Consider the following 20,232-nt stretch of genomic DNA (forward strand, 5'->3'; position numbering starts at 1 on the left):
CTGCTTCATGATAAGTCCAATTGAAGACTTTCTTTTCATCGGATTGCCATTTTTTTGTCTGTTCTTTTAACATCGTGCTATAGGGGATGATGGCGATGGTATCGGGATGATGGTCTTCTAAGTAGGCATAGTTGGACTCGGAACCATACCCAGCGTCCATCGAAACATAAGTCATCGAATCAATGAGTGCACGGTGGGTCTCAAAGAATGGTTGAAGCGTTCGTGTGTCGGTTGGATTGGGATAGATGTCATAAGCTAATACATATTGATGACTGGTGGCGATTTGTAGGTTATAGCCAGGTTTAGTTTGACCGTTTCGCATTGGATCTTCTTTCATCCGCATAAAGGTCGCGTCAGTATCCGTTTTAGAATAAGAATGACGGTCACCTAAAAGATGACGATGTTTTTCATAGTTTTGTTTCTTTTCAATGCGTTCATTGAGTGGGTGCTTGAGAGATTTTAAGCGACGACGTGATTGCTTGGCCGGATTAGGCGATTGTTTCTTTGTTTCTTCCACTTCTTTTTCTAAAGCTTCGAGACAGCTCTCTAACTGTGTCATCACTTCTTCCAGCTGATCCATCGTTAAGTCTGTTCCCTCAGGAAGTGTCATGTCTTGATAGGCTACTTTGGTTTCTTTTAACAGCTCTTTGATTTGTGCTTCATTGGCTTCATCAAAACGGATGATGTTCTTTTTCCAGACGAAGGTATATTTATTCGCATTCGCTAAAATTTTTGTTCCATCAATAAATAAAGCATCGTCTATCAGACGTTGTTCCATTAAATAGTTTACAAGTCCATCAAACCCAGCATCTAGAATGTCTTGTATGCTCTCATCCACTCGGCATCGGCAGATCGTGGTATGTGAAGGGACTCTACCTTGTGTTAACCATTGAGCCGGTAAGTTTTCAGCCGCAAAGCGTTCAATCTTCCGACTGGTAAATATCTCTCGAGTATAGGCAAAGAGAATGAGCTTTAAGACGGCAGATAAAGGGTATTCTCTCGGGCGACCAAACACATAAGGATGATCAATGGCTAATTGGTTGACCAAGCCATCAATAAAGTGGACAACATGTGCTTCTTCAGGAATATAGGCATAAGAGATTTCCAAAGCTAATTGATTTGTATTATAATGAAAGTGCATTTTTTATGTCCTTTCTTTTGTGTTAGAGGAGAGGCATTGACGAAGCAGAAAGCGTCAACTTTCTGCTTTTTTATATCTTTATTATACCATAAAAACCACTATAAACATTATTTAAACAACGTTTATAGTGGTTTTTCGGTTTGAGACTTATGATACAGCCCCTTCTTTTTGTTCTAAAGCTTTTCTCTAAAGCTTTTCAAGCAATTTGTTGATAAATTTAAAGGTTCTTTCAGTTGAAGAAATCGAAAGTCTTTCATTAGGGCTATGCACGTCTTTCATCGTAGGGCCTACTGCAATCATTTCCATTTCAGGGAAAGTATCTGTAAAAACAGCCGGTTCAAGAGCAGCATGGACAACCTCAACTTTCATTTCTTTATTAAAAGTCTCTTTAAATGCTTCTAGGGCAGTCTCTCTAAGACTAGACTCTTTTGCAAATTCCCAAGCTTGATAATAATCTGCTTCAATCACATCAAATCCATTTTTTTGATAGATTTTTGTCACATTTTCAGTATGTTTATCAAAAGATTCAGGATTCGAACTTCTAAGGGAAATAGTGACTTTTAATTGACGATCTTGAATATCAAAGATAGCGAGATTGTTAGAACACTCAACAATATCAGGATATTCTTCCATCATACTATAGACACCGTGTGGGACTTCAGCGATAAATTGCTCAATATTTTCTTGGCTTTGTGCCGATAAGACCTCATCTATATTATCAATTTTTTTAATGGTTACTTGCATGTCTTTATCAAGAGGATATTTAGCGATTAAGTTTGTAAAATCAATGGAATAATCTTCTTCATCTGATGCAAATACTACTCTTGCATCGCGGGGTATCGCGTTATGTTTTGATCCGCCGACAATCGACACTAATTCATAGTCGGACACCTCTTTAATTAAGTTCATAGCCTGTAAGGCAAATTTAATGGAGTTTCCTCTTTTTTGGTGGATTTCCATTCCTGAATGTCCACCTAACATATTATTAATGGTTAATTCAAAAGTGTTTTTTAACTGGCGAGCTTGATATTTAAGTTTTTGCTTACCAATAAGGTTATGGCCACCAGAACAACCGGCCAGTAAGATGCCTTCTTCTTCTGCATCAATGTTAATTAATTTTTTGCCACGAATATTTTCTTTTTTTACAGCTCGTGCACCAGACATGGTGGTTTCCTCATCCGTAGTAACCAGCAATTCAAGAGCAGGGTGTTTAGCTTCTTTGTCTTCAATGATTGCTAGACCCATAGCTACTGCAATTCCATCATCTGCTCCTAAGGTTGTCCCTTTGGTTTTAACCCAATCCCCTTCCACTGCCAATGGAATAGGGTCTTTGGCAAAGTCGTGTTTTATGCCTTCTGCCTTTTCAGCCACCATATCCATATGTCCTTGAATGATGATTGGTTCATGATCCATATAGTCGGGATGGGCTGGCTTTCTAATAATAATATTATTAGCTTCATCTTGAATAGTTTCATAACCCAATTCTTTTCCTAAATGATACAGGTAGTCGCTAACTGCTTGTTCATTACCAGATTCTCTAGGTATTTTGGTTAACTCTTCAAAGTAGTGGAAGACTCGATTAGGTTGTAGATTTTCTAACAATTTAATTTCTCCTTTCATCTTAAGCGTCGACAAAATCAAACGCTATCAAATGGCTTCTAAGTTGATTATAAAACTAAAAAAAAGCAGATACAAAGGTTTTCAAAATTATTTTTAAAATTTTAGTCTTTTTAAATAATTTAAGCACATTAAATTGTGCTAGTACAAGAATTATGATTAGACGAAATTCTAAGCATTAGCTATAATAGAGAGAGAATGATAAAAGTCAGAAAGAAGGTGATTAGATGTCAGAAGAAGTAAAAATTTTTCGATCGCTTACACAAGAAGAAGTCACACAAAATCCATTACTTTTAGAAATTTTAGACTTAAATGGCGAACAGCTAACCTATTATTTTGAAGAAAAGTTTTTGGATAATCCGTTTATAGAGTTTGAATACCCTATTGAGCATAAGGTTTCCCAGATTTTACAAGAAAGAAGGCCTGCAGCTGATCCAGATATCGATATTCAAAGTCCAAGCTCTCCTCAAACATTAGAAACCTTCCTTTTCGAGCAGATTATGTTATATAGGCAAACACCGATTAGAGATGCTATGGTGCAAATGGTTCCCTTTTTAGATGAACGTGGCTATTTACCTTATAAATATGGAGAACTTGCAAAAAAACTACAAATAGACCCTATGATTGCCTTAGATGCTATTACTCTTTTTCAACAATTAGAGCCGACTGGGATTGGGGCTTATGATTTGAAAGAATGTCTAATGTTGCAAACAGACCAAGACCAACATTCGCCAAATCATGCCTATTTTTTATTAGAAAATTATTTTGCTGAATTATTAGAAGAAGATTATGCAGAGATTATGGAGCGTACAAACTTAACGCTAGCTGAAATCCAACAAATTGTTAATTATTACCATACATTGCGGACACGCCCATCTTCATTATATGAACGAATTGAGCGAATTAATTTGATTCCAGATGTTGAACTGCAACTCATGGGAGAAGAAATACAAATTCACATTAACCGTCAGTATTATCCACGGCTAATTTTTGATCAAGATTATTATGATGAAATGGAAGCTAAAAATAATACTGAGCTTCAAGAATATATCCAACCGCATAAGGAATTCTACCAGCAAATGTTATCAAGTATTCGCTCTAGAGAGAAATTGTTAATTGCAGTGACTAAGATTATCGTTCAATCTCAGCTGCAATATCTCAAAGGAGAAGACAAAAGCCCAACGCCTTTATTAATTAAAGACATTGCTCATCAGCTGCGCTTATCTGAGTCTATTGTCAGTCGCATTATTATCAATAAGAACCTCGCTTATGGAGAGAATGTGTCTCCACTTTCGGATTTTATTAATGTTTCAGCAAAAGTCGGACGTAGTGGGTTGTCTGCTCTAAATATTCAAGCTTTTATTCAAGATGTTATAACAAAGCATGGCCAAGATGTTTCTGATCAAGAAATTATCGATCAACTGGCAGATAAAAAAATCATTATCAGTCATCGTTTAGTAGAGCGCTATCGTCAAAACATTCTAAAAAAGCAAGCAAAAGGATAAAGCATAAAGTCCCAGCCATTTAACAAATGGCTGGGACCTTATGCTTATTGCTGATAGAAAAAGAGTGAGTGTGTTGAATTGACTAGATGCATAGGAATAAGTTCCTTTGTTTGAGGACGATAATAAGCTAATAGCACTAATCGGTTTCCTACTTGTGTTAAAGCGTGGTTTATTAAACGTGTATCGTTATCACTGGCAATCTTTTCGGCTTCTTGGTAAGTTAAGGGTACGATGATGCGAGGAATAAAGATTGTTTCTCCATTGATTTGGAATTGGCTTTGATCAATAGAAACATCTAGTTGGCTTAAATCTTCCTCCGAATTAATTTGTGAAAGGATTTGATTTAAATCCTTACTTGCTACTTTATTTTTATTAACTTGTTGCTCTTGATTTGTAAAATTGTTTAGATAATAGCTTTCCATGGCTTGATTAATATCTTGAGGCACTTCATCTGGAAGTGTCAAATTAGGGAAATCAGAAGAAACGCTTAATTTCTCTTTTAAAAAGCGAGGGGCTGTATTGCTCTGTTTATTTTTTTCTGTTTGCTCCTTTTGGCTATCTTCTGATTCAAGGTTTTCAGTTGTTTGACTAGTTATTTGGTCTTGGGAGACAGCAGCCCATTCTGATTGTTCATTTTTCTCATTAGCGGTTGGTTCTTGAAAGTATTGGAAAATCTGACAGGCAGATAATAAAAGAGATGCAATCATAAGGCTAAGTATTTTTTTCATGAAATCATTCCTTTTTGTTTCGTTCCATCAGTGTATCAGAAAAATATGGATATTAGGTAACAAGTTGATAACAAATTACTAAATTAAATCCTAAAAAGAGTGTGACAACTTGGTCAAACAATGATAAAATCGATTAGAAATGTAAGGACTTTTAATGCATTCCAGCGAGGATGCCAAAGTCTACTGAGTATTTTAAGTCCTTATTTTCAAATAAAGGGCTCTTTTTTATGCCTTCATATAAGGAGATTAAAATGGAAAATTCAAAAGATAAAATGACGCTATTGCTGCAACCTCACGAAAAGCCGGAGTTTACCAAAGGATTATTATTAAGTTTTCAACATGTTTTTGCTATGTTTGGAGCAACGATCTTAGTTCCCTTAATTTTAGGGCTATCTGTTTCAACTGCTTTGTTAGCAAGTGGGATAGGAACATTGATTTACCTTACTATAACAAAAGGGGAGGTGCCTGTTTATTTGGGATCCTCTTTTGCTTATATTGCTGCCATGGCTTTAGCAATGGAACAACTAGGTGGGGATGTTTCTGCAGCGCAAACTGGAATCATGATGGTCGGTTTATTTTACGTTGTGATTGCTGGAGTAATCAAGTATACGGGCACCGATTGGTTGAATAAAATATTACCACCGATTGTTATTGGGCCGATGATTATTGTTATCGGTTTAGGATTAGCTTCTTCTGCAGTAAATAATGCTGGCTTTGTATCGGGTGGGGATTGGCGAAACATTTTCGTTTCAGTAGGAACGCTACTCATTTCAGTTTACATGCAGATATTTGGTAAAGGCTTCTTAAAAGTAATTCCATTCTTAATCGCTATTATTGGCGGCTATCTTCTTTCGTTAATGGTTGGAATCGTTGATTATACTCCCGTAATAGAAGCTAGTTGGATTCGTTTGCCGGATTTATCCCTTCCATTTGCTACACCTGTTGCAAATTGGCAACAATATAAGTTTTATTTTGGACCAGAAGCCTGGGCGATTTTACCAATTGCTTTGGTTACCATTGCTGAGCATACAGGTGATCATGTGGTTCTTAGTGAAATTTGTGATCGTAATTTTTTATCAAAGCCAGGATTACACCGAACTTTAGCAGGAGATGGGTTAGCTACTTTCGTTTCAGCTTTAATTGGTGGTCCTGCAAACACAACTTATGGTGAAAACTCTGGTGTGATTGCTTTAACAAGAATTGCATCTGTTAGTGTTATTAGAAATGCAGCTTTTCTAGCTATTTTGATATCTTTCTTTGGCAAATTTAATGCTTTAGTGGCATCAATACCTTCCGCAGTATTGGGAGGAATGTCGATTCTATTGTATGGTGTGATTGCTAGTAATGGTCTGAAGGTATTAATAAAAGATCACACTGACTTTTCACAATCTAGAAATTTAATTATTGCTTCAGCTATGTTGGTTATCGGATTGGGGGGAGCTGTTTTAGATTTGGGAGGCTCATTTGTTGTTTCCGGAACAGCCTTAAGTGCACTGGTAGGAATTACTTTGAATGCTATGTTACCTGAATTAAAATAAAAAATAATTAAGCATTTAGAATTTTGATGTGAACCCATAAACACGAACAATAATATTAAAATTAATTATGCGGCCTGCAACCTATATTCAATAGGTGAAAGGCCGTTTAATTTTTCTTTTAGCCTATGATGGTTATACCAATAAATAGATCTTTTTATTTCTTCAGCTAATTCATCTATACTATCATACTTAACCGCATAAAATATTTCTTGTTTTAGAAGCCCAAAGAAGTTTTCCATAGGCGAATTGTCTAGACAATTAGCTCGTCTTGACATACTTTGTTTTATAGTGTTATCTTCAAGGATTTTTACCCATGACTTAGGTTGATAATGAAATCCTTGATCTGTATGAACTATTAAATGGTGATCTTGTGGAAGTTTCTTTACAGCATCTTCTAAGGACTTATTGGTAAAATATACAGTAGGTGATATATTTAAATGATATGATATTATTTCACAGTTAAATAAATCCATTATTGGTGATAGTTATAACCTGTTTTCAGAAGATTTAACTTTAAGTTTTGTTATATCACTCACCCATACTTCATTAGCTTTTTCTACTTTGAAGTTTCTATTTAATTTGTTATCTGCTATCCTACCTATTTCTCCTCTATATGAGCTATATTTCATTGTTCTTGTGTGGAATTTTTTACATAGAAGTTTACTAACTTTCATGATTCTTAATACTCTTTTATGGTTAACTCTATCTTGCTTTTCTTTCCATTCGTAGAAAGATGTTCTTGGTAGTTTTGCTATATCAAGCCATATTTTTAACTTAATATCCGGTTTAACTAGCCTATTTCAAGTACTATTTTTGTCTTTTTTTTGTTTGAGATTTTTTCTTTTGAATTAAGTCATCTAACTTTTTTAGATAGAGTATTTCTGCTTCAAGATATTCATTTCTTTGCCTTAGCTCTATTAATTCTTCTCTTTGATTTTTTTAACTTCTTAATTTCATTTGATTTATCGGTGTTTTTAGACATAGTTGTATCCCCATTCTATATAGGTCTTCCTTCATTAGCATTGAATCCTTCAAAACCTTCTTGTTTATATTTTCTTTTCCAATTAGCAATTATTGAAGGATTATTAATTTTAAAGTACTCTGCTGTTTCTCTATAGGATAGTTCATTGTATTGCCTATATTTTATTACAGATTTTTTTAATTCTCCGCTGTATTTAGTTTTAGACATAGATTTTCTAAGTCCATTTTCTCCATACATTTTATCTTGTCTTATCCAATTAGAAACGTTTGAAGCTTTGACTCCAGACCTTCTTGAAAGAAATTTTCTTTCATATCCTTCTTCGATTTCTCTTACTAACTATAATATAAATTCAAAATTATATTTTGCCATACAACCCCCCTAAATCCTTGTTCGGGTTTAAGGGGTCAGTACATTTCTAAATGTTTTTTAATTTAAGTATCAGGACTGGGAAATTTTCATCTAAAAGTAACTAAAATAGAAAACCAAAGGAAGTTTTGATAGAATACTGTTTATAGTGTTTGAACTTTAAAGGAGGAATTCAATGTACCCCTACGGTTTTTATTTTGATTCAACATATATTTTAATACTAATAGGTATGGCTATTGTAATGTATGCTCAATGGAAGGTTAAATCAACCTTTGCTAAATACAGCGAATTAATGAGTGAGCGTAATATAAGTGGACAAGAAGCCGCGGAATTAATTCTGCAAGCAAATCAAATTCAAGATGTGAGAGTTGAAAGAGTAGCTGGGAACTTAACAGACCACTACAGTCCCAAAGAGAAAATCTTAAGATTATCGGAAGCTACTTATAGCAACAGCTCTGTAGCAGCGGTAGCAGTTGCAGCTCACGAGTGTGGTCATGCCGTGCAAGATGCTAAGAACTACCAATTTCTAAAATTAAGATCAGCTTTAGTTCCCGTATCACAATTTGGCTCAATGATTGGTATGCCAATTATCATTTTGGGTTTTCTTTTCCAAATGATGGGATTGGTAACAATTGGTATCATTGCACTATCAACGGCTTTATTATTTCAAATAGTAACTTTACCAGTTGAACTAGATGCAAGTAAACGGGCTTTAATTTCTTTGGAACAGCTAGATATCTTCACTCAAGGGGAGTTGCCCGCTGCTCGTAAAGTTTTGAATGCAGCAGCCCTTACTTATATAGCGGCTACTTTTTCAACGGCTTTACAAATTTTAAGGTTAATAATTTTATCTAATCGCTCGCGTAGGAATTAAGGCATAGATGGAGGCGAATTATGGATTTATGGAAGAAATTTAAGACTAGTCCTTTAAATCTTAACTTAGCACTTGATCTATTAAGGCAAGCAGATCAGGAAGTGGAAAAGATGGAGCCCATTCGCATTTTACTCGCTGGTAAAACGGGATCGGGAAAATCCACTCTTGTGAACGCTCTTTTTAGAGAAAATATTGCTTCAACAGGAGTAGGTCTTCCAGTGACTCAAAAGGTCCAGAAAATAACTAAAAAAGGCTTACCACTAGTTATCTATGATACTAAAGGATTAGAGTTACATTCAAAGTCGCAAGATGAAAGTATCCAACACTTACTTCATTTAGTAAAGGACGCTAAAAAAGGCGATGCGGTAGAGCCTATTCACTTGGTTTACTATTGTATCCATGCGACGATGGCAAGAATTGAACCGCAAGAAATTACCCTAATTGCAATGCTGGCTCAAGAACTGCCGGTTATTGTGGTCTTAACACAAGCAATTGGTGAGGATATTAAAGGCTTTAAAGATTCTGTTAAAAAAGCAGTCCCTCAAGTCAAAGTGGTTATTCCTGTTTTAGCCAAAGACTTTGAATTAGCAGGTGGCCAAAAAATTAAAGCTTATGGCTTAGAAGAGTTGACTAAACATAGTTATGAGTTTGTTCCGGAAGAGGTAGAGAAGGCTTTTATTAATGCCCAACGAGTAGACTTGGCTTTAAAAATAGCTCAATCTAGAAGTTGGGCAAACAAGTATATGAAAACAACTTTTGGAATTGGTCTAACCCCCTTACCGATTGCTGACTCAGCTCTTTTAGTTCCTATCCAAATTACAATGCTAGCTCACATTACTAGTATATTCGGCTTGTCTATCGATAAAAAACAAATTGTTAGTATGATGGCTGGGGTAGGAGGGACAGGTTTAGCGAGTATGGTGGGTAAGTACCTAGCTTCGTCAGCTGCTAAATGGGTGCCAGGAGTGGGATCAGTTACAGGAGGAATGGTTAATGGTTTTACTGCCTCAACTGTTACTCTAGCATTAGCTTATTCATACATTGAAATACTAAAGCAGATAACGCTTGCAGAGAACCAAGGGAAACAGTTATTACCTAAGGAGATAACAGCTTTGATGCGCAAGACATTTGGTCAGGAGCTCGAAACAATCAGTCATCGATTTCCCGACAAGGTCAAAGATTCATTACCAGAATGGATGACTAACAGTTTAGATCAATACGAGTAATATCAATTTAGCGGTTTGCCTTCTTAATAGAGGACTTACCGCTTTTTTAGTGAATTATATCTTAAAATTTACCTTGACAAACTTCTAGTAGGAAGATACTATACATAAAGATATATGTAACTATTACTATTTAAATGGAGGGTAAAATAATATGAATAAACTAATGAAAATAATAGCTACTATCTTTTTAAGTCTAGCGATGGTAGGTCATACAACTTTTAAAATTGTTTCTGCACAAGATAGGCCAAAAGTTATGGCCACTTTTTATCCAGTGTACTTTTTGGCTTCAGAAATAGCAGGAGATAAAATGGAGGTTTCTATGCTACTAGATGCCAATCAAGATGCTCACGCTTATGAAGCAAGTGCACAAGCTGCAATTAAAGTTCAAGAAAGTGATCTATTTATTTATCAAGATGATGAAATGGAATTTTTTATAAAGGATTTAATGTCTTTAGTTGATTTAGATACTACCAAAGTTTTAGAATCAACCGACGGCATTGATTTGTTATCCGGTGATGGTGAAGAGCACGATCATGAAGGTGAAGAGCACGATCATGAAGGTGAAGAGCATGGTCACGAAGGACACGTTCATGAATTTGACCCTCATACCTGGTTAGACCCAATGGTTTATAGTCAACAAGCCAAAAACATTAAAGAGGCAATGATAGAAATAGATCCTGATAATCAGAAGGTCTATGAAGAGAACTGTAAGGCTTTGGTTGAAAAACTTGAAGCATTAAATACAGAATTTCAGACTAAATTAAAAGATTTAGAAAATAAAACCATCGTGGTTCAACATAAAGCTTTTAGCTATTTAGCTCAGGCCTATGGTTTAGAGCAAATTTCAATTGGAGGACTTTCTTCAGATCAAGAACCTTCAGCCAAACAAATTGCTGAAATGCAAAAGCTATTAGCAGAAAAACAAGTGAACAAAATCTATGTTGATCCTGCTATTGATTCTAAGATTGCTCAAACAGTAGCAAGCTCTACTAAAGCAGAATTACTGCCCTTAAGAACTTTGGAATTAGTTTCTGAGGAAGAGGCAGCAGCAGGGGAAAACTATTTTACATTAATGCGTAAAAATCTTGAACAACTACTTCAAAATTAGAAACTAGTGTAAGGAGGCCAAAAATGAAGGTGTTATCCGTTAAAAACTTGTCTTTTTATTATGAAGAAGAAAAAGTTTTGAATAATATCACTTTTGATATCGCATCCGGAGAATTTGTTATTTTAACGGGAGAAAATGGAGCGGCTAAGTCAACGTTAGTTAAAAATATTATCGGTCTGTTAAAGCCAGCAACAGGAGAAATAAGTATTGCCAAAAAAAATAAAGCAGGAGATAAGCTATCGTTGGGTTATGTTGCACAAAACATTTCCGCCTTTAATTCAGGCTTCCCTAGCACGGTTCAGCGCTTTGTAGAGTCGGGTCGTTACAGTCAAAATAGATGGTTTAAATCTTTAGATGCTGAAGATTATGAACACGTTGATCGTGCCCTTGAAGCAGTGGGTATGGCGAATATGCGAGATAAATTAATCGGGCAACTTTCAGGCGGCCAAAAACAGCGGATTATTTTAGCGCGCGTTTTTGCATTGGATCCAGATTTATATGTTTTAGATGAACCGACAAACGGTATGGATAGCCAATCACGCCGAAAGTTCTATCAACTTTTGCAACATCTTACCAAGCATCATGGTAAATCCATCATGATGGTGACACATGCTGATGATGAAATTGAAGGCTTCTATGATCGTGAAATTCGCTTAATTAGAGAGGAGGGTTCTCCTTGGAGATGTTTCAGTATGACTTCATCCAACGCGCCTTTATAGCAGGATTAGCCATGTCCTTTATAACACCTATTTTAGGTCTCTTCCTCATTCTCAGAAGGCAATCTTTAATGGCAGATACCTTATCTCATATTTCTTTAGCTGGAGTTGCTTTAGGAATTATACTAGGTATCCAACCTACATACTCGACCATAGTGATTGTTGTGATTGCTTCACTGGGAATTGAGTATCTTAGAACGGTGTATAGACATTTCACTGAAATATCTGTGGCTTTAATGATGTCCACTGGTATGGCTTTAGCCTTGTTTCTTCTAAGCTTTAATTCCAATAGTGGTGTATTTAAAGTAGACCAATATCTGTTTGGATCGATTATCTTAATTCAAGATCAAGAGGTTTATTTATTAATTGGACTAGCGCTGGTGATTTTATGCTTATATCTAATTTTTAGAAAACCACTTTATATTATATCTTTTGATGAAGCTACTGCTAAAACAGCAGGACTGCCGGTTCGTTTTATTTCAACTTGTTTTTCAATTTTAACAGGGGTTGCTATTTCCATTATGATGCCAATTGTTGGTGTTTTATTAGTATCAGCATTAATTGTGATTCCTTCTTCAACAGCTATTAGACTTTCTAGGTCCTTTGAACAAGCAATAGCGATTGGTTTTGTGATAAACATCGTGGGAATTTACTTGGGATTATTCGCTTCCTACAGATTAGACACCCCTCCTGGAGCATCTATTACTTTAATATTTATTTTGATATTCGTTTTAGTAGCTGTTGTTCAAAGCCTACAAAGATACTTACGCAAACATAAGCATTGATAATTTTTAAGAGTTCTAACAGCTGTTAGAACTCTTTTTCGATAGAGATTTTTGTTGAAAATTCGAACAAATAATGATAAAGTTTGCTTAATGTTTGGAAAAGGAGGCTTTTTATAAATGATAAAAAAATATAAACGAAACCAGCGCTTAATAGCAATTACCCAACAACTAATGAATAATCCCAACCAACTCTTAAACTTACAAGATTTTGCGCATAAATTTCAATGTGCTAAATCATCAATTAGTGAAGATTTGGGAATGGTCAGAGGAGTTTTTGATGAAATGCAACTAGGGCAACTTGAAACATTGACTGGTAAAACAGGAGGTGTTATTTTTCGTCCACATCTGTCGGGAGAGGAAGTTGAAATTATTCAGCGTCAAGTAAAAGAGCGACTCTCTCAAGGTAAGAGAATTCTCCCAGGAAACTATATTTTCGTGAATGACCTACTACAAGATCCGAGTGTTTTAAATCCGATTGCTCAACTTATTGCAGCTAAATATGCAGATAAAGAGATTGATACCATTCTTACCATAGAAGCTAAAGGGATAGGATTAGCAGCGGCAGTAGCATTATATCTAAACAAACCTTATGTTGTGGTACGTCGAGAATCTACCTCTGGAGAAGGATCAACCATTTCGATTAATTATACTTCGGGTTCTACGCAGACTGTTAAGAAAATGGAACTCTCGAAGTCAGCTTTGCAATCGCAAAGTCGTGTATTAATTGTGGATGATTTTCTTCGTAATGGGGGAACATTAACAGGGCTTTTAAATTTAATTGAAGAATTTGATTCGCAAGCAGCTGGAATATGCGTTTTTGCAGAGAATAAGGTAAAAAATCGAATGAGTATTCCAAATTATCACGCTCTTTTTGAAACTCAATTACGTTATAACAATGAGTTAGGTCATTATCAATTGGAAATTGAAGCAGGAAATTTTTTTAATTAGGAAACTGCATAGCCATATGGTCCTTAAATAGATATAATATAAGGGTAAATGTCGCAGATAGAAGGAGTGTGAGTGAATGAAAAGAATGGCGGTTATTTTAGCAGCTGGCAAAGGTACACGCATGAAGTCAGCCTTACCTAAAGTTCTCCATAAAATTAGTGGAATTTCCATGGCAGAACATGTTGTTCGATCAGTCTTGGAAAGTCGTGCCGAGCAGATCGTAACTATTGTTGGTAATGGGGCAGATTTAGTGAAAGAAGAATTAAAAAACCTTACTGATTTTGCTTTTCAATCCGAGCAATTAGGAACAGGTCATGCAGTACTCCAAGCTGAGAATCTTCTGGCAAATGAAAAAGGAAGTACCTTAGTTATATGTGGAGATACACCCTTATTGTCAGGAGAAACATTAACTAAACTCTTTGAGCATCATGAAAGCACAGGTTCAAAAGCAACCGTTTTGACTGCAAGAACCTCAGATCCTACTGGTTATGGTCGAATTGTTCGTGATGATGAAGGCCAAGTTCTTAAAATTGTGGAGCAAAAAGACGCTTCGTCAAAAGAACTTATTATAGATGAGATTAATACAGGGACCTACATTTTTGATAATTTAAGTATGTTTAAAGCTTTGAAATCAGTGAGCAATCGGAATGCCCAGGGCGAGTATTATTTACCAGATATTATTGAAATTCTTCAAAAACAAGGAAAAAAAGTTCATGCTTTTAATATGGATGATTTTGCAGAATCAATTGGAGTGAATGATCGAGTAGCGCTTTCTAAAGCTCAGCAGCTAATGAACCGACGTATCATTACAAATCATATGCGAAATGGCGTGAGCTTTATTAATCCTGAAATGACTTATGTTGAAGCGGATGTAAAAATTGGTGAAGATACGGTGATTGAGGGGGGTGTTCAGCTTAAGGGCGAAACATTTATTGGTAAATCAGTAAGAATTGGTGCCAACAGTGAGATTGTAGATAGCCAAGTAGGGGACTCAGTAATAATTACTCAGTCAGTTATTGAGAAATCAAAGGTTGAAGATAAAGCAAAAATAGGACCTTTTGCGCATTTAAGACCGAATAGCTATTTGGCAGAGGGCGTCCGTATTGGGAATTTTGTTGAAGTTAAAAATTCTCAACTAGGTAAAGATACCAAAGCAGGTCACTTAGCCTATATCGGTGATGCTGAATTAGGAAAAGATGTCAATGTAAGCTGTGGTGTTATTTTTTGTAACTATGATGGTAAAAGAAAATATCGTTCGAAAGTCGGCGATCAAGTATTTCTTGGAAGTAACTCTAATATCGTCTCTCCACTTGAGATTGGGGACCGTGCCTTTATAGCTGCTGGTTCAACTATTATAAAGGATGTTGAAGCGGAAGCCTTAGCTATTTCACGTAGCGAACAGGTTAATAAGTTAGGTTATTGGACTAAATACATCAATAAATAAATTTAAGGAAAGAGGGATTTGGTTGGCAAGTGAACACTATAAGGATCCAAAATTAAAGATCTTTGCATTAAGTTCTAACGAAAAGTTAGCGGCAGCAATTGCAAAAGCTGTTGGAGTAGAATTAGGTGAAATTTCTTTATCTAGGTTTGCTGATGGAGAGATACGTGTAAATATTGATGAATCGACTAGGGGGGCACATGTATATATCGTACAATCGACCTCCTCACCAGTTAATGATAATTTAATGGAATTATTAATTACGATTGATGCTTTGCGTCGCGCATCAGCAAAAACAATCAATGTAGTGCTTCCTTACTATGGTTATGCACGTCAAGACCGTAAAGCACAGTCTCGTGAACCAATTACAGCTAAATTGGTAGCAAATATGTTAGAGCAAGCAGGAGCAGACCGTGTAGTGGCATTGGATTTACACGCTGCCCAAATTCAAGGGTTTTTCGATATACCTGTAGATCATTTATTAGGTGCTCCTTTACTGGCAAATTACTTTATTGATAACAAACTTTTTGGCGATGATGTTGTTGTTGTATCACCTGACCATGGCGGCGTAACTCGTGCACGAAAACTAGCAGAATTTTTAAAGGCACCAATTGCTATTGTTGATAAACGTCGCCCACGTCCTAACGTTGCAGAAGTGATGAGTATTGTTGGAGATGTAAAAGATAAAACAGCAGTGATAATTGATGACATGATTGATACGGCAGGAACAATTACAATCGCTGCTCAAGCTTTGATTGATCGTGGAGCCAAAGAAGTTTATGCCACCTGTACTCACCCGGTTCTTTCTGGGCCAGCTTTAGAAAGATTGCAAACTTCTGTTATCAAGAAGGTAATTGTTACAGACACCATTCTACTGCCTGAAGACAAAAAAATTGATAAAATTGAAATTGTGTCTGTTGCACACTTAATTGCTGAAGCAATTAAACGTATTCACGAGAACCGTTCTGTTTCACCTCTTTTCAATGAAAAATTCACTATCATTGAATAGACTTTAATTGTAAATTTTTTATTTGAAGCTTAAGCTCGTTCTATCTTTAAATTAGATGGGACGAGCTTAAGTTATTTCAATACAAATATATGAGAGCGTAAAAATTAATCAGACTAAATGTTGATGGTTATTTTTTAAAGAAGTCGGTATAATGAGTAAGAACCAACGGAAAGAAAGAGGTTTTATTATGAACCATCGAAAAGAATGGAATAATTTATTACGCTTTGTTGTAGTTATAATGGGTTCACTGGTATGTCTTTTAGGAATTCTATTATCCTTTTATTTAAAATTTTCAGGCCAAATTCCCTATAGAAATTTTATAGCTTTTGAATCAAGTTATTTCTGGATAGCAATAGGTTTTATTTTGATCAACTTCTTCTTTGGTACCTATATATTTTATAATAAAACTTTAATGGACCTTTTCTACTTTACCATGCTATCTCAATTATTTTTGTCTTTTTTTATGATGGCCGTTACTTATGCTGGGTCTTGGCTAACTTTTCCGCGATCTGTTATTTTACTTAACCTTTTCGTAGGGACAATATTGGTATATTTATTTAATGCTGTAGCTTACATCCTTTATCATCGATTATCTGGCCGTAAACGAGTTTTAGTCGTAGGGGAGAATAAAAAGGCGTTAAATGCAGTGGTTAATTTTGATAGAATGACCAATCGTAGACATGAGGTAACTCATGTAGTCTTGTCAGATTATTACCAGCGTGTGGTTAAATTATCGGATGCGGTCGATATTGTTTACCTTACTGGTTATATCGAAGAAACAGAACGACTAAAAATATACGATTATTTGATGCGGAATAACAAAAAGCTCTTTTTATCGACTAACTTTGCAAATTTAATGATGGTTAATCCAAATATAATGAGCTTTGAAGATGAAAGTTTAATTGAAGTATCTACTTTTTCAATTGCTTTTGAACAAGCTATTATCAAAAGGACGATTGATATTGCTTCTTCTCTTCTTTTATTAATTTTAGCTTCGCCTATCATGTTAATAACAGCCATAGCTGTAAAACTAGACAGTAAGGGACCAATTTTTTATCGTCAAGTTAGAATTACAAAAGGATCTAAACCTTTCAACATTTTAAAATTTCGTTCAATGACTCAAACGGCTGAAGAAAAATCTGGACCCGTATTAGCTAGTTCTAATGATTCACGAGTGACGAGGGTAGGAAAGTTTATTCGCACTACTCGGATTGATGAACTTCCACAATTAATCAATGTGTTAAAAGGTGATATGTCGCTCGTTGGACCGCGACCTGAACGTCCTTTTTTTGTTAATCAATTTAGTCAAGAAAATGCTTATTATGAATTGCGTCATCATGTACGTGCAGGAATCACTGGCTATGCTCAAGTCTATGGAAAATATGCTACAGACTTTAATAATAAATTAAACTTTGATCTGCTCTATATTAAAAATTACTCATTAGCCTTTGATTTTAAATTGTTGTTTCAAACATTAAAAATATTATTTGATAAGGTTTCTTCAAGAGGTTTAGACCAAGAAGATCTCTGCCAACCTTCATGGAAGGATTTTCAATCCAAAATTCATATTTATGAGTAAGCTATTTCTAGATGTTGTTTATTGTTTATGTTAGGCTTTTGCTAGTAAATTATAAGGAGGATATTATGAATAAACGTAATAAGGTAAAAACACTTTTTTTAATGATAATGGTTAATCTGCTGCTAATCCCTCAGTCTTATGTGAGTGCTCAAGAAACAGTTTCAGATGCTTGGCAAGATGTGGCGGTAAAAGCAAACCAACAAGAATTCCAATCCTTTCATATGGAAGGTACAGTAGGTGTGAAAATTTCCTCGCAAAATATGACCAGTGATTTTGGAAACCTAGAAATTGACGCATTAGTAAATGCTCAACCGATCGCTTTACAAATGGTAGCAAAAATAATTTCTCCATTTGTAGGTTCAGAGGCTGTAGGTTTTGAAAGCTATGCTAAAGAAGGATTTAATTATATTTACAACACTCAATCTAAAGAGTGGAAGACTTCAGAATGGACGGTATCAGAAGAAGATATCTTAGATAGTCTTCAAGCATCCTTTAAAAATGTATCAAATGGCTTAGTAGAAAGCGAAATGACTTCAGAGGCCAAAACATTTATTGATAAATACTTTGAATTTGAAGAAAAAGGTCAAGATTATCTTTTTAAGTTGAAAAAAGATATTAATGGAGCTAGCTTTTACAATGATTTAGATAAGGCAATCGATTTAAAACAGTTGGTTAAGCAATCAGCTAACAAAGCGATTGAGCAATCAGAAGATCTGGGACAACCCATCGACCGAGAATATGAAGAATCTCTGGGGGAGTTCTTGAATCCTGATATGTTTGAAGATTTCTTTAATATGAATCCACAAATGACTGTTACATATGAGAGTGTGACAGGGCTGATAAAGAACTTTTCCTTTATGATTGACACAGACCCTAAAGTTTTTATCGATTCAGTGAGTCAAACAGACCGGTCTAATTTACCAGAGCTTATAAGTATTTCGGCTAATTTTGACTTTGACCAGTATGGTCAAAGCTTTAATATTCAGGTTCCTTTGGAGGCCATGCAAACTTCTGAAGAAAATACCATAGAAGAGTAATTAGTAAAAACCTTTAGTTGAGCATTCAACTAAAGGCTTTTTTATAATAAGCTTATAACTTATGCACTCTTTTTGAATCAACATTGAGGGCAATAGTATGATACAATAAATAAAATTATTCAGTTGAGGAGATTAAAATGATCTATAAATATTCTGATGACAGCTTAATGACCCACACCGATCTTTATCAAATCAATATGTTGAAAACATATTGGGAAAAAGGGATTGATCGAAAACTGGCTGTTTTTGAAGTCTACTTTCGCAAAAACCCTTTTAACAATGGCTACGCTATTTTTGCTGGTTTAGAAAGAGTTGTTCACTATTTGAATCAATTTCATTTCTCAGCGACTGACTTGGATTATCTAAGAAGCTTAGAAATATACCCCGAAACATTTATTCAATACTTGGCAGATATGAAACTAGAGTTATCTGTTAGGTCTATGCAAGAAGGCGAGCTTTGTTATGCAACCGAACCTTTGATGCAAGTTGAAGGACCACTTGGTCAGTGCCAATTAGTTGAAACAGCTATTTTAAATATAATAAATTTCCAAACTTTAATTGCCACAAAGGCATCACGTATTCGTTCGGTAGTGGGTGAAGGGGATAAAATTTCTGAATTTGGTGCTAGAAGAGCGCAAGAAATGGATGCGGCTATTTGGGGAACGCGTGCAGCCTTTATTGGAGGCTTTGATTCAACTTCAAACGTTAGGGCTGGGAAATTATTTGGTATTCCTGTTTCTGGTACTCACGCTCATTCTTTGGTACAAGCTTACCGAGATGAGTATCAAGCTTTTAGAGCTTATGCTGAAACGCATCGTGATGTCGTCTTCTTAGTAGATACTTATGACACATTACGTTCAGGCATACCTATCGCTATAAAAGTAGCTAAAGAAATGGGTGACAAAATCAATTTTATCGGTGTTCGAATTGATTCGGGAGATATGGCTTACCAATCAAAAAAAATTCGTGAGCAATTGGACGAAGCAGGTTTCACCGAAGCGCGCATAATAGCTTCCAATGATTTGGATGAAAAAACCATTTTAAACTTACGAATGCAGGGTGCAAAAATCAACGATTGGGGTATTGGAACTAAAATAATAACTTCTTATGACCAGCCTGCTCTAGGTGCTGTTTATAAATTAGTTGGAATCGAAGATGACAAAGGTGAGATTGTACCGACAATTAAAATTTCTTCCAATACAGAAAAAATCACTACACCCGGTATGAAACAAGTTTGGCGAATTACTCGAAAAAAAGATGGCAAGGTGGAAGGTGACTATATTGCTTTAATAGATGAAAGGCCCGATCTTTTAGAGGAACTTTTCATGTTCCATCCAGTTCATACCTATATCAATAAAACTGTTAAGGACTTTGAAGCGCGTCCACTTTTAATAGATATATACAAAGAGGGTCAGCAAGTATATGATTTACCAGATATATTAACTATTAAAGATTATTCAGAGGATAAGATTAACTGCTTATGGGAAGAGCATAAGCGCATTTTAAATCCACAAGTTTATCCAGTTGATTTATCGCAAAAATTATACGATTTGAAAATGGATAGTATACAAGAGGTTCGCGACCAAGTTGATTTAAGAGTTGAGGCGTTTCAAACAGATCAATTCTGATAAG

The 20,232-nt window shown here is 35.4% G+C and carries 18 protein-coding genes; 13 read left to right on the top strand and 5 right to left on the bottom strand.

All coding sequences use genetic code 11. From position 1 onward, the window contains the following. Both ACQV2T_RS05645 and pepD read right to left on the bottom strand, forming a co-directional pair. On the bottom strand, nt 1-1,141 hold a 1,141-nt coding region (locus ACQV2T_RS05645; protein ID WP_428893345.1), incomplete at its 3' end, for a transposase. 186 nt (nt 1,142-1,327) lie between these two features. Next, the gene (pepD, locus tag ACQV2T_RS05650) at nt 1,328-2,743 is read right to left on the bottom strand and encodes a beta-Ala-His dipeptidase (protein WP_428873150.1); all 1,416 of its coding nucleotides are present in this window, start codon (nt 2,741-2,743) and stop codon (nt 1,328-1,330) included. A 242-nt stretch (nt 2,744-2,985) separates the two neighbouring features. Here pepD and ACQV2T_RS05655 point away from each other — a divergent pair, with 242 nt between their 5' ends. Next, nucleotides 2,986-4,263: an RNA polymerase subunit sigma-54 gene (locus ACQV2T_RS05655; RefSeq protein WP_428875246.1), complete on the top strand. Its 1,278-nt coding sequence runs from the start codon at nt 2,986-2,988 to the stop codon at nt 4,261-4,263. 44 nt (nt 4,264-4,307) lie between these two features. On the opposite strand, the gene ACQV2T_RS05660 is transcribed toward ACQV2T_RS05655, so the two are convergent. Next, nucleotides 4,308-4,991 (bottom strand): hypothetical protein, encoded by a 684-nt coding sequence (locus tag ACQV2T_RS05660; RefSeq protein ID WP_428881985.1) that lies wholly within the window; start codon nt 4,989-4,991, stop codon nt 4,308-4,310. A gap of 227 nt (nt 4,992-5,218) precedes the next feature. Here ACQV2T_RS05660 and ACQV2T_RS05665 point away from each other — a divergent pair, with 227 nt between their 5' ends. Then, on the top strand, nt 5,219-6,529 hold the full coding sequence (locus ACQV2T_RS05665; protein ID WP_428893346.1) for a uracil-xanthine permease family protein: 1,311 nt from the start codon (nt 5,219-5,221) through the stop codon (nt 6,527-6,529). Nucleotides 6,530-6,594: 65 nt separating this feature from the next. On the opposite strand, the gene ACQV2T_RS05670 is transcribed toward ACQV2T_RS05665, so the two are convergent. Together ACQV2T_RS05670 and ACQV2T_RS05675 are read right to left on the bottom strand one after the other, a co-directional pair. Next, the gene (locus ACQV2T_RS05670) at nt 6,595-7,002 is read right to left on the bottom strand and encodes a transposase (protein WP_428891789.1); all 408 of its coding nucleotides are present in this window, start codon (nt 7,000-7,002) and stop codon (nt 6,595-6,597) included. A gap of 524 nt (nt 7,003-7,526) precedes the next feature. Next, on the bottom strand, nt 7,527-7,748 hold the full coding sequence (locus tag ACQV2T_RS05675) for a helix-turn-helix domain-containing protein (protein ID WP_428891790.1): 222 nt from the start codon (nt 7,746-7,748) through the stop codon (nt 7,527-7,529). 304 nt (nt 7,749-8,052) lie between these two features. Here ACQV2T_RS05675 and ACQV2T_RS05680 point away from each other — a divergent pair, with 304 nt between their 5' ends. From ACQV2T_RS05680 to ACQV2T_RS05730, 11 genes are all read left to right on the top strand, one after another. Then, entirely contained in the window at nt 8,053-8,751 is a 699-nt protein-coding gene (locus ACQV2T_RS05680; RefSeq protein ID WP_428876078.1) for a zinc metallopeptidase, read from the top strand. A 20-nt stretch (nt 8,752-8,771) separates the two neighbouring features. After that, entirely contained in the window at nt 8,772-9,977 is a 1,206-nt protein-coding gene (locus ACQV2T_RS05685) for a YcjF family protein (RefSeq protein ID WP_428885162.1), read from the top strand. Nucleotides 9,978-10,128: 151 nt separating this feature from the next. Then, the gene (locus ACQV2T_RS05690) at nt 10,129-11,085 is read left to right on the top strand and encodes a metal ABC transporter solute-binding protein, Zn/Mn family (RefSeq protein WP_428891791.1); all 957 of its coding nucleotides are present in this window, start codon (nt 10,129-10,131) and stop codon (nt 11,083-11,085) included. Nucleotides 11,086-11,108: 23 nt separating this feature from the next. After that, entirely contained in the window at nt 11,109-11,804 is a 696-nt protein-coding gene (locus ACQV2T_RS05695) for a metal ABC transporter ATP-binding protein (protein ID WP_428876081.1), read from the top strand. Next, the gene (locus ACQV2T_RS05700; protein WP_428873159.1) at nt 11,762-12,586 is read left to right on the top strand and encodes a metal ABC transporter permease; all 825 of its coding nucleotides are present in this window, start codon (nt 11,762-11,764) and stop codon (nt 12,584-12,586) included. Before ACQV2T_RS05695 ends, ACQV2T_RS05700 begins: the two co-directional genes overlap by 43 nt. 117 nt (nt 12,587-12,703) lie before the next feature. Further along, nucleotides 12,704-13,534, top strand: coding sequence for a pur operon repressor (gene purR / locus ACQV2T_RS05705; protein WP_428874163.1), 831 nt, complete (start codon nt 12,704-12,706; stop codon nt 13,532-13,534). A 76-nt stretch (nt 13,535-13,610) separates the two neighbouring features. After that, nucleotides 13,611-14,978: a bifunctional UDP-N-acetylglucosamine diphosphorylase/glucosamine-1-phosphate N-acetyltransferase GlmU gene (gene glmU / locus ACQV2T_RS05710; RefSeq protein ID WP_428874164.1), complete on the top strand. Its 1,368-nt coding sequence runs from the start codon at nt 13,611-13,613 to the stop codon at nt 14,976-14,978. A 22-nt stretch (nt 14,979-15,000) separates the two neighbouring features. Beyond that, the gene (locus ACQV2T_RS05715) at nt 15,001-15,984 is read left to right on the top strand and encodes a ribose-phosphate diphosphokinase (RefSeq protein ID WP_428874165.1); all 984 of its coding nucleotides are present in this window, start codon (nt 15,001-15,003) and stop codon (nt 15,982-15,984) included. A 187-nt stretch (nt 15,985-16,171) separates the two neighbouring features. Next, nucleotides 16,172-17,563, top strand: coding sequence for a sugar transferase (locus ACQV2T_RS05720; RefSeq protein WP_428874195.1), 1,392 nt, complete (start codon nt 16,172-16,174; stop codon nt 17,561-17,563). Between the two features lie 65 nt (nt 17,564-17,628). Continuing rightward, nucleotides 17,629-18,600: a hypothetical protein gene (locus tag ACQV2T_RS05725; protein ID WP_428874167.1), complete on the top strand. Its 972-nt coding sequence runs from the start codon at nt 17,629-17,631 to the stop codon at nt 18,598-18,600. A 137-nt stretch (nt 18,601-18,737) separates the two neighbouring features. Next, a complete protein-coding gene (locus ACQV2T_RS05730; RefSeq protein ID WP_428874168.1) occupies nt 18,738-20,228 on the top strand; it encodes a nicotinate phosphoribosyltransferase in 1,491 nt (496 codons plus the stop codon). Nucleotides 20,229-20,232 lie beyond the last annotated feature (4 nt).

Source organism: Facklamia sp. P13069 (assembly GCF_050409405.1).
In the GTDB taxonomy this organism is placed as follows: Bacteria; Bacillota; Bacilli; order Lactobacillales; family Aerococcaceae; genus Facklamia.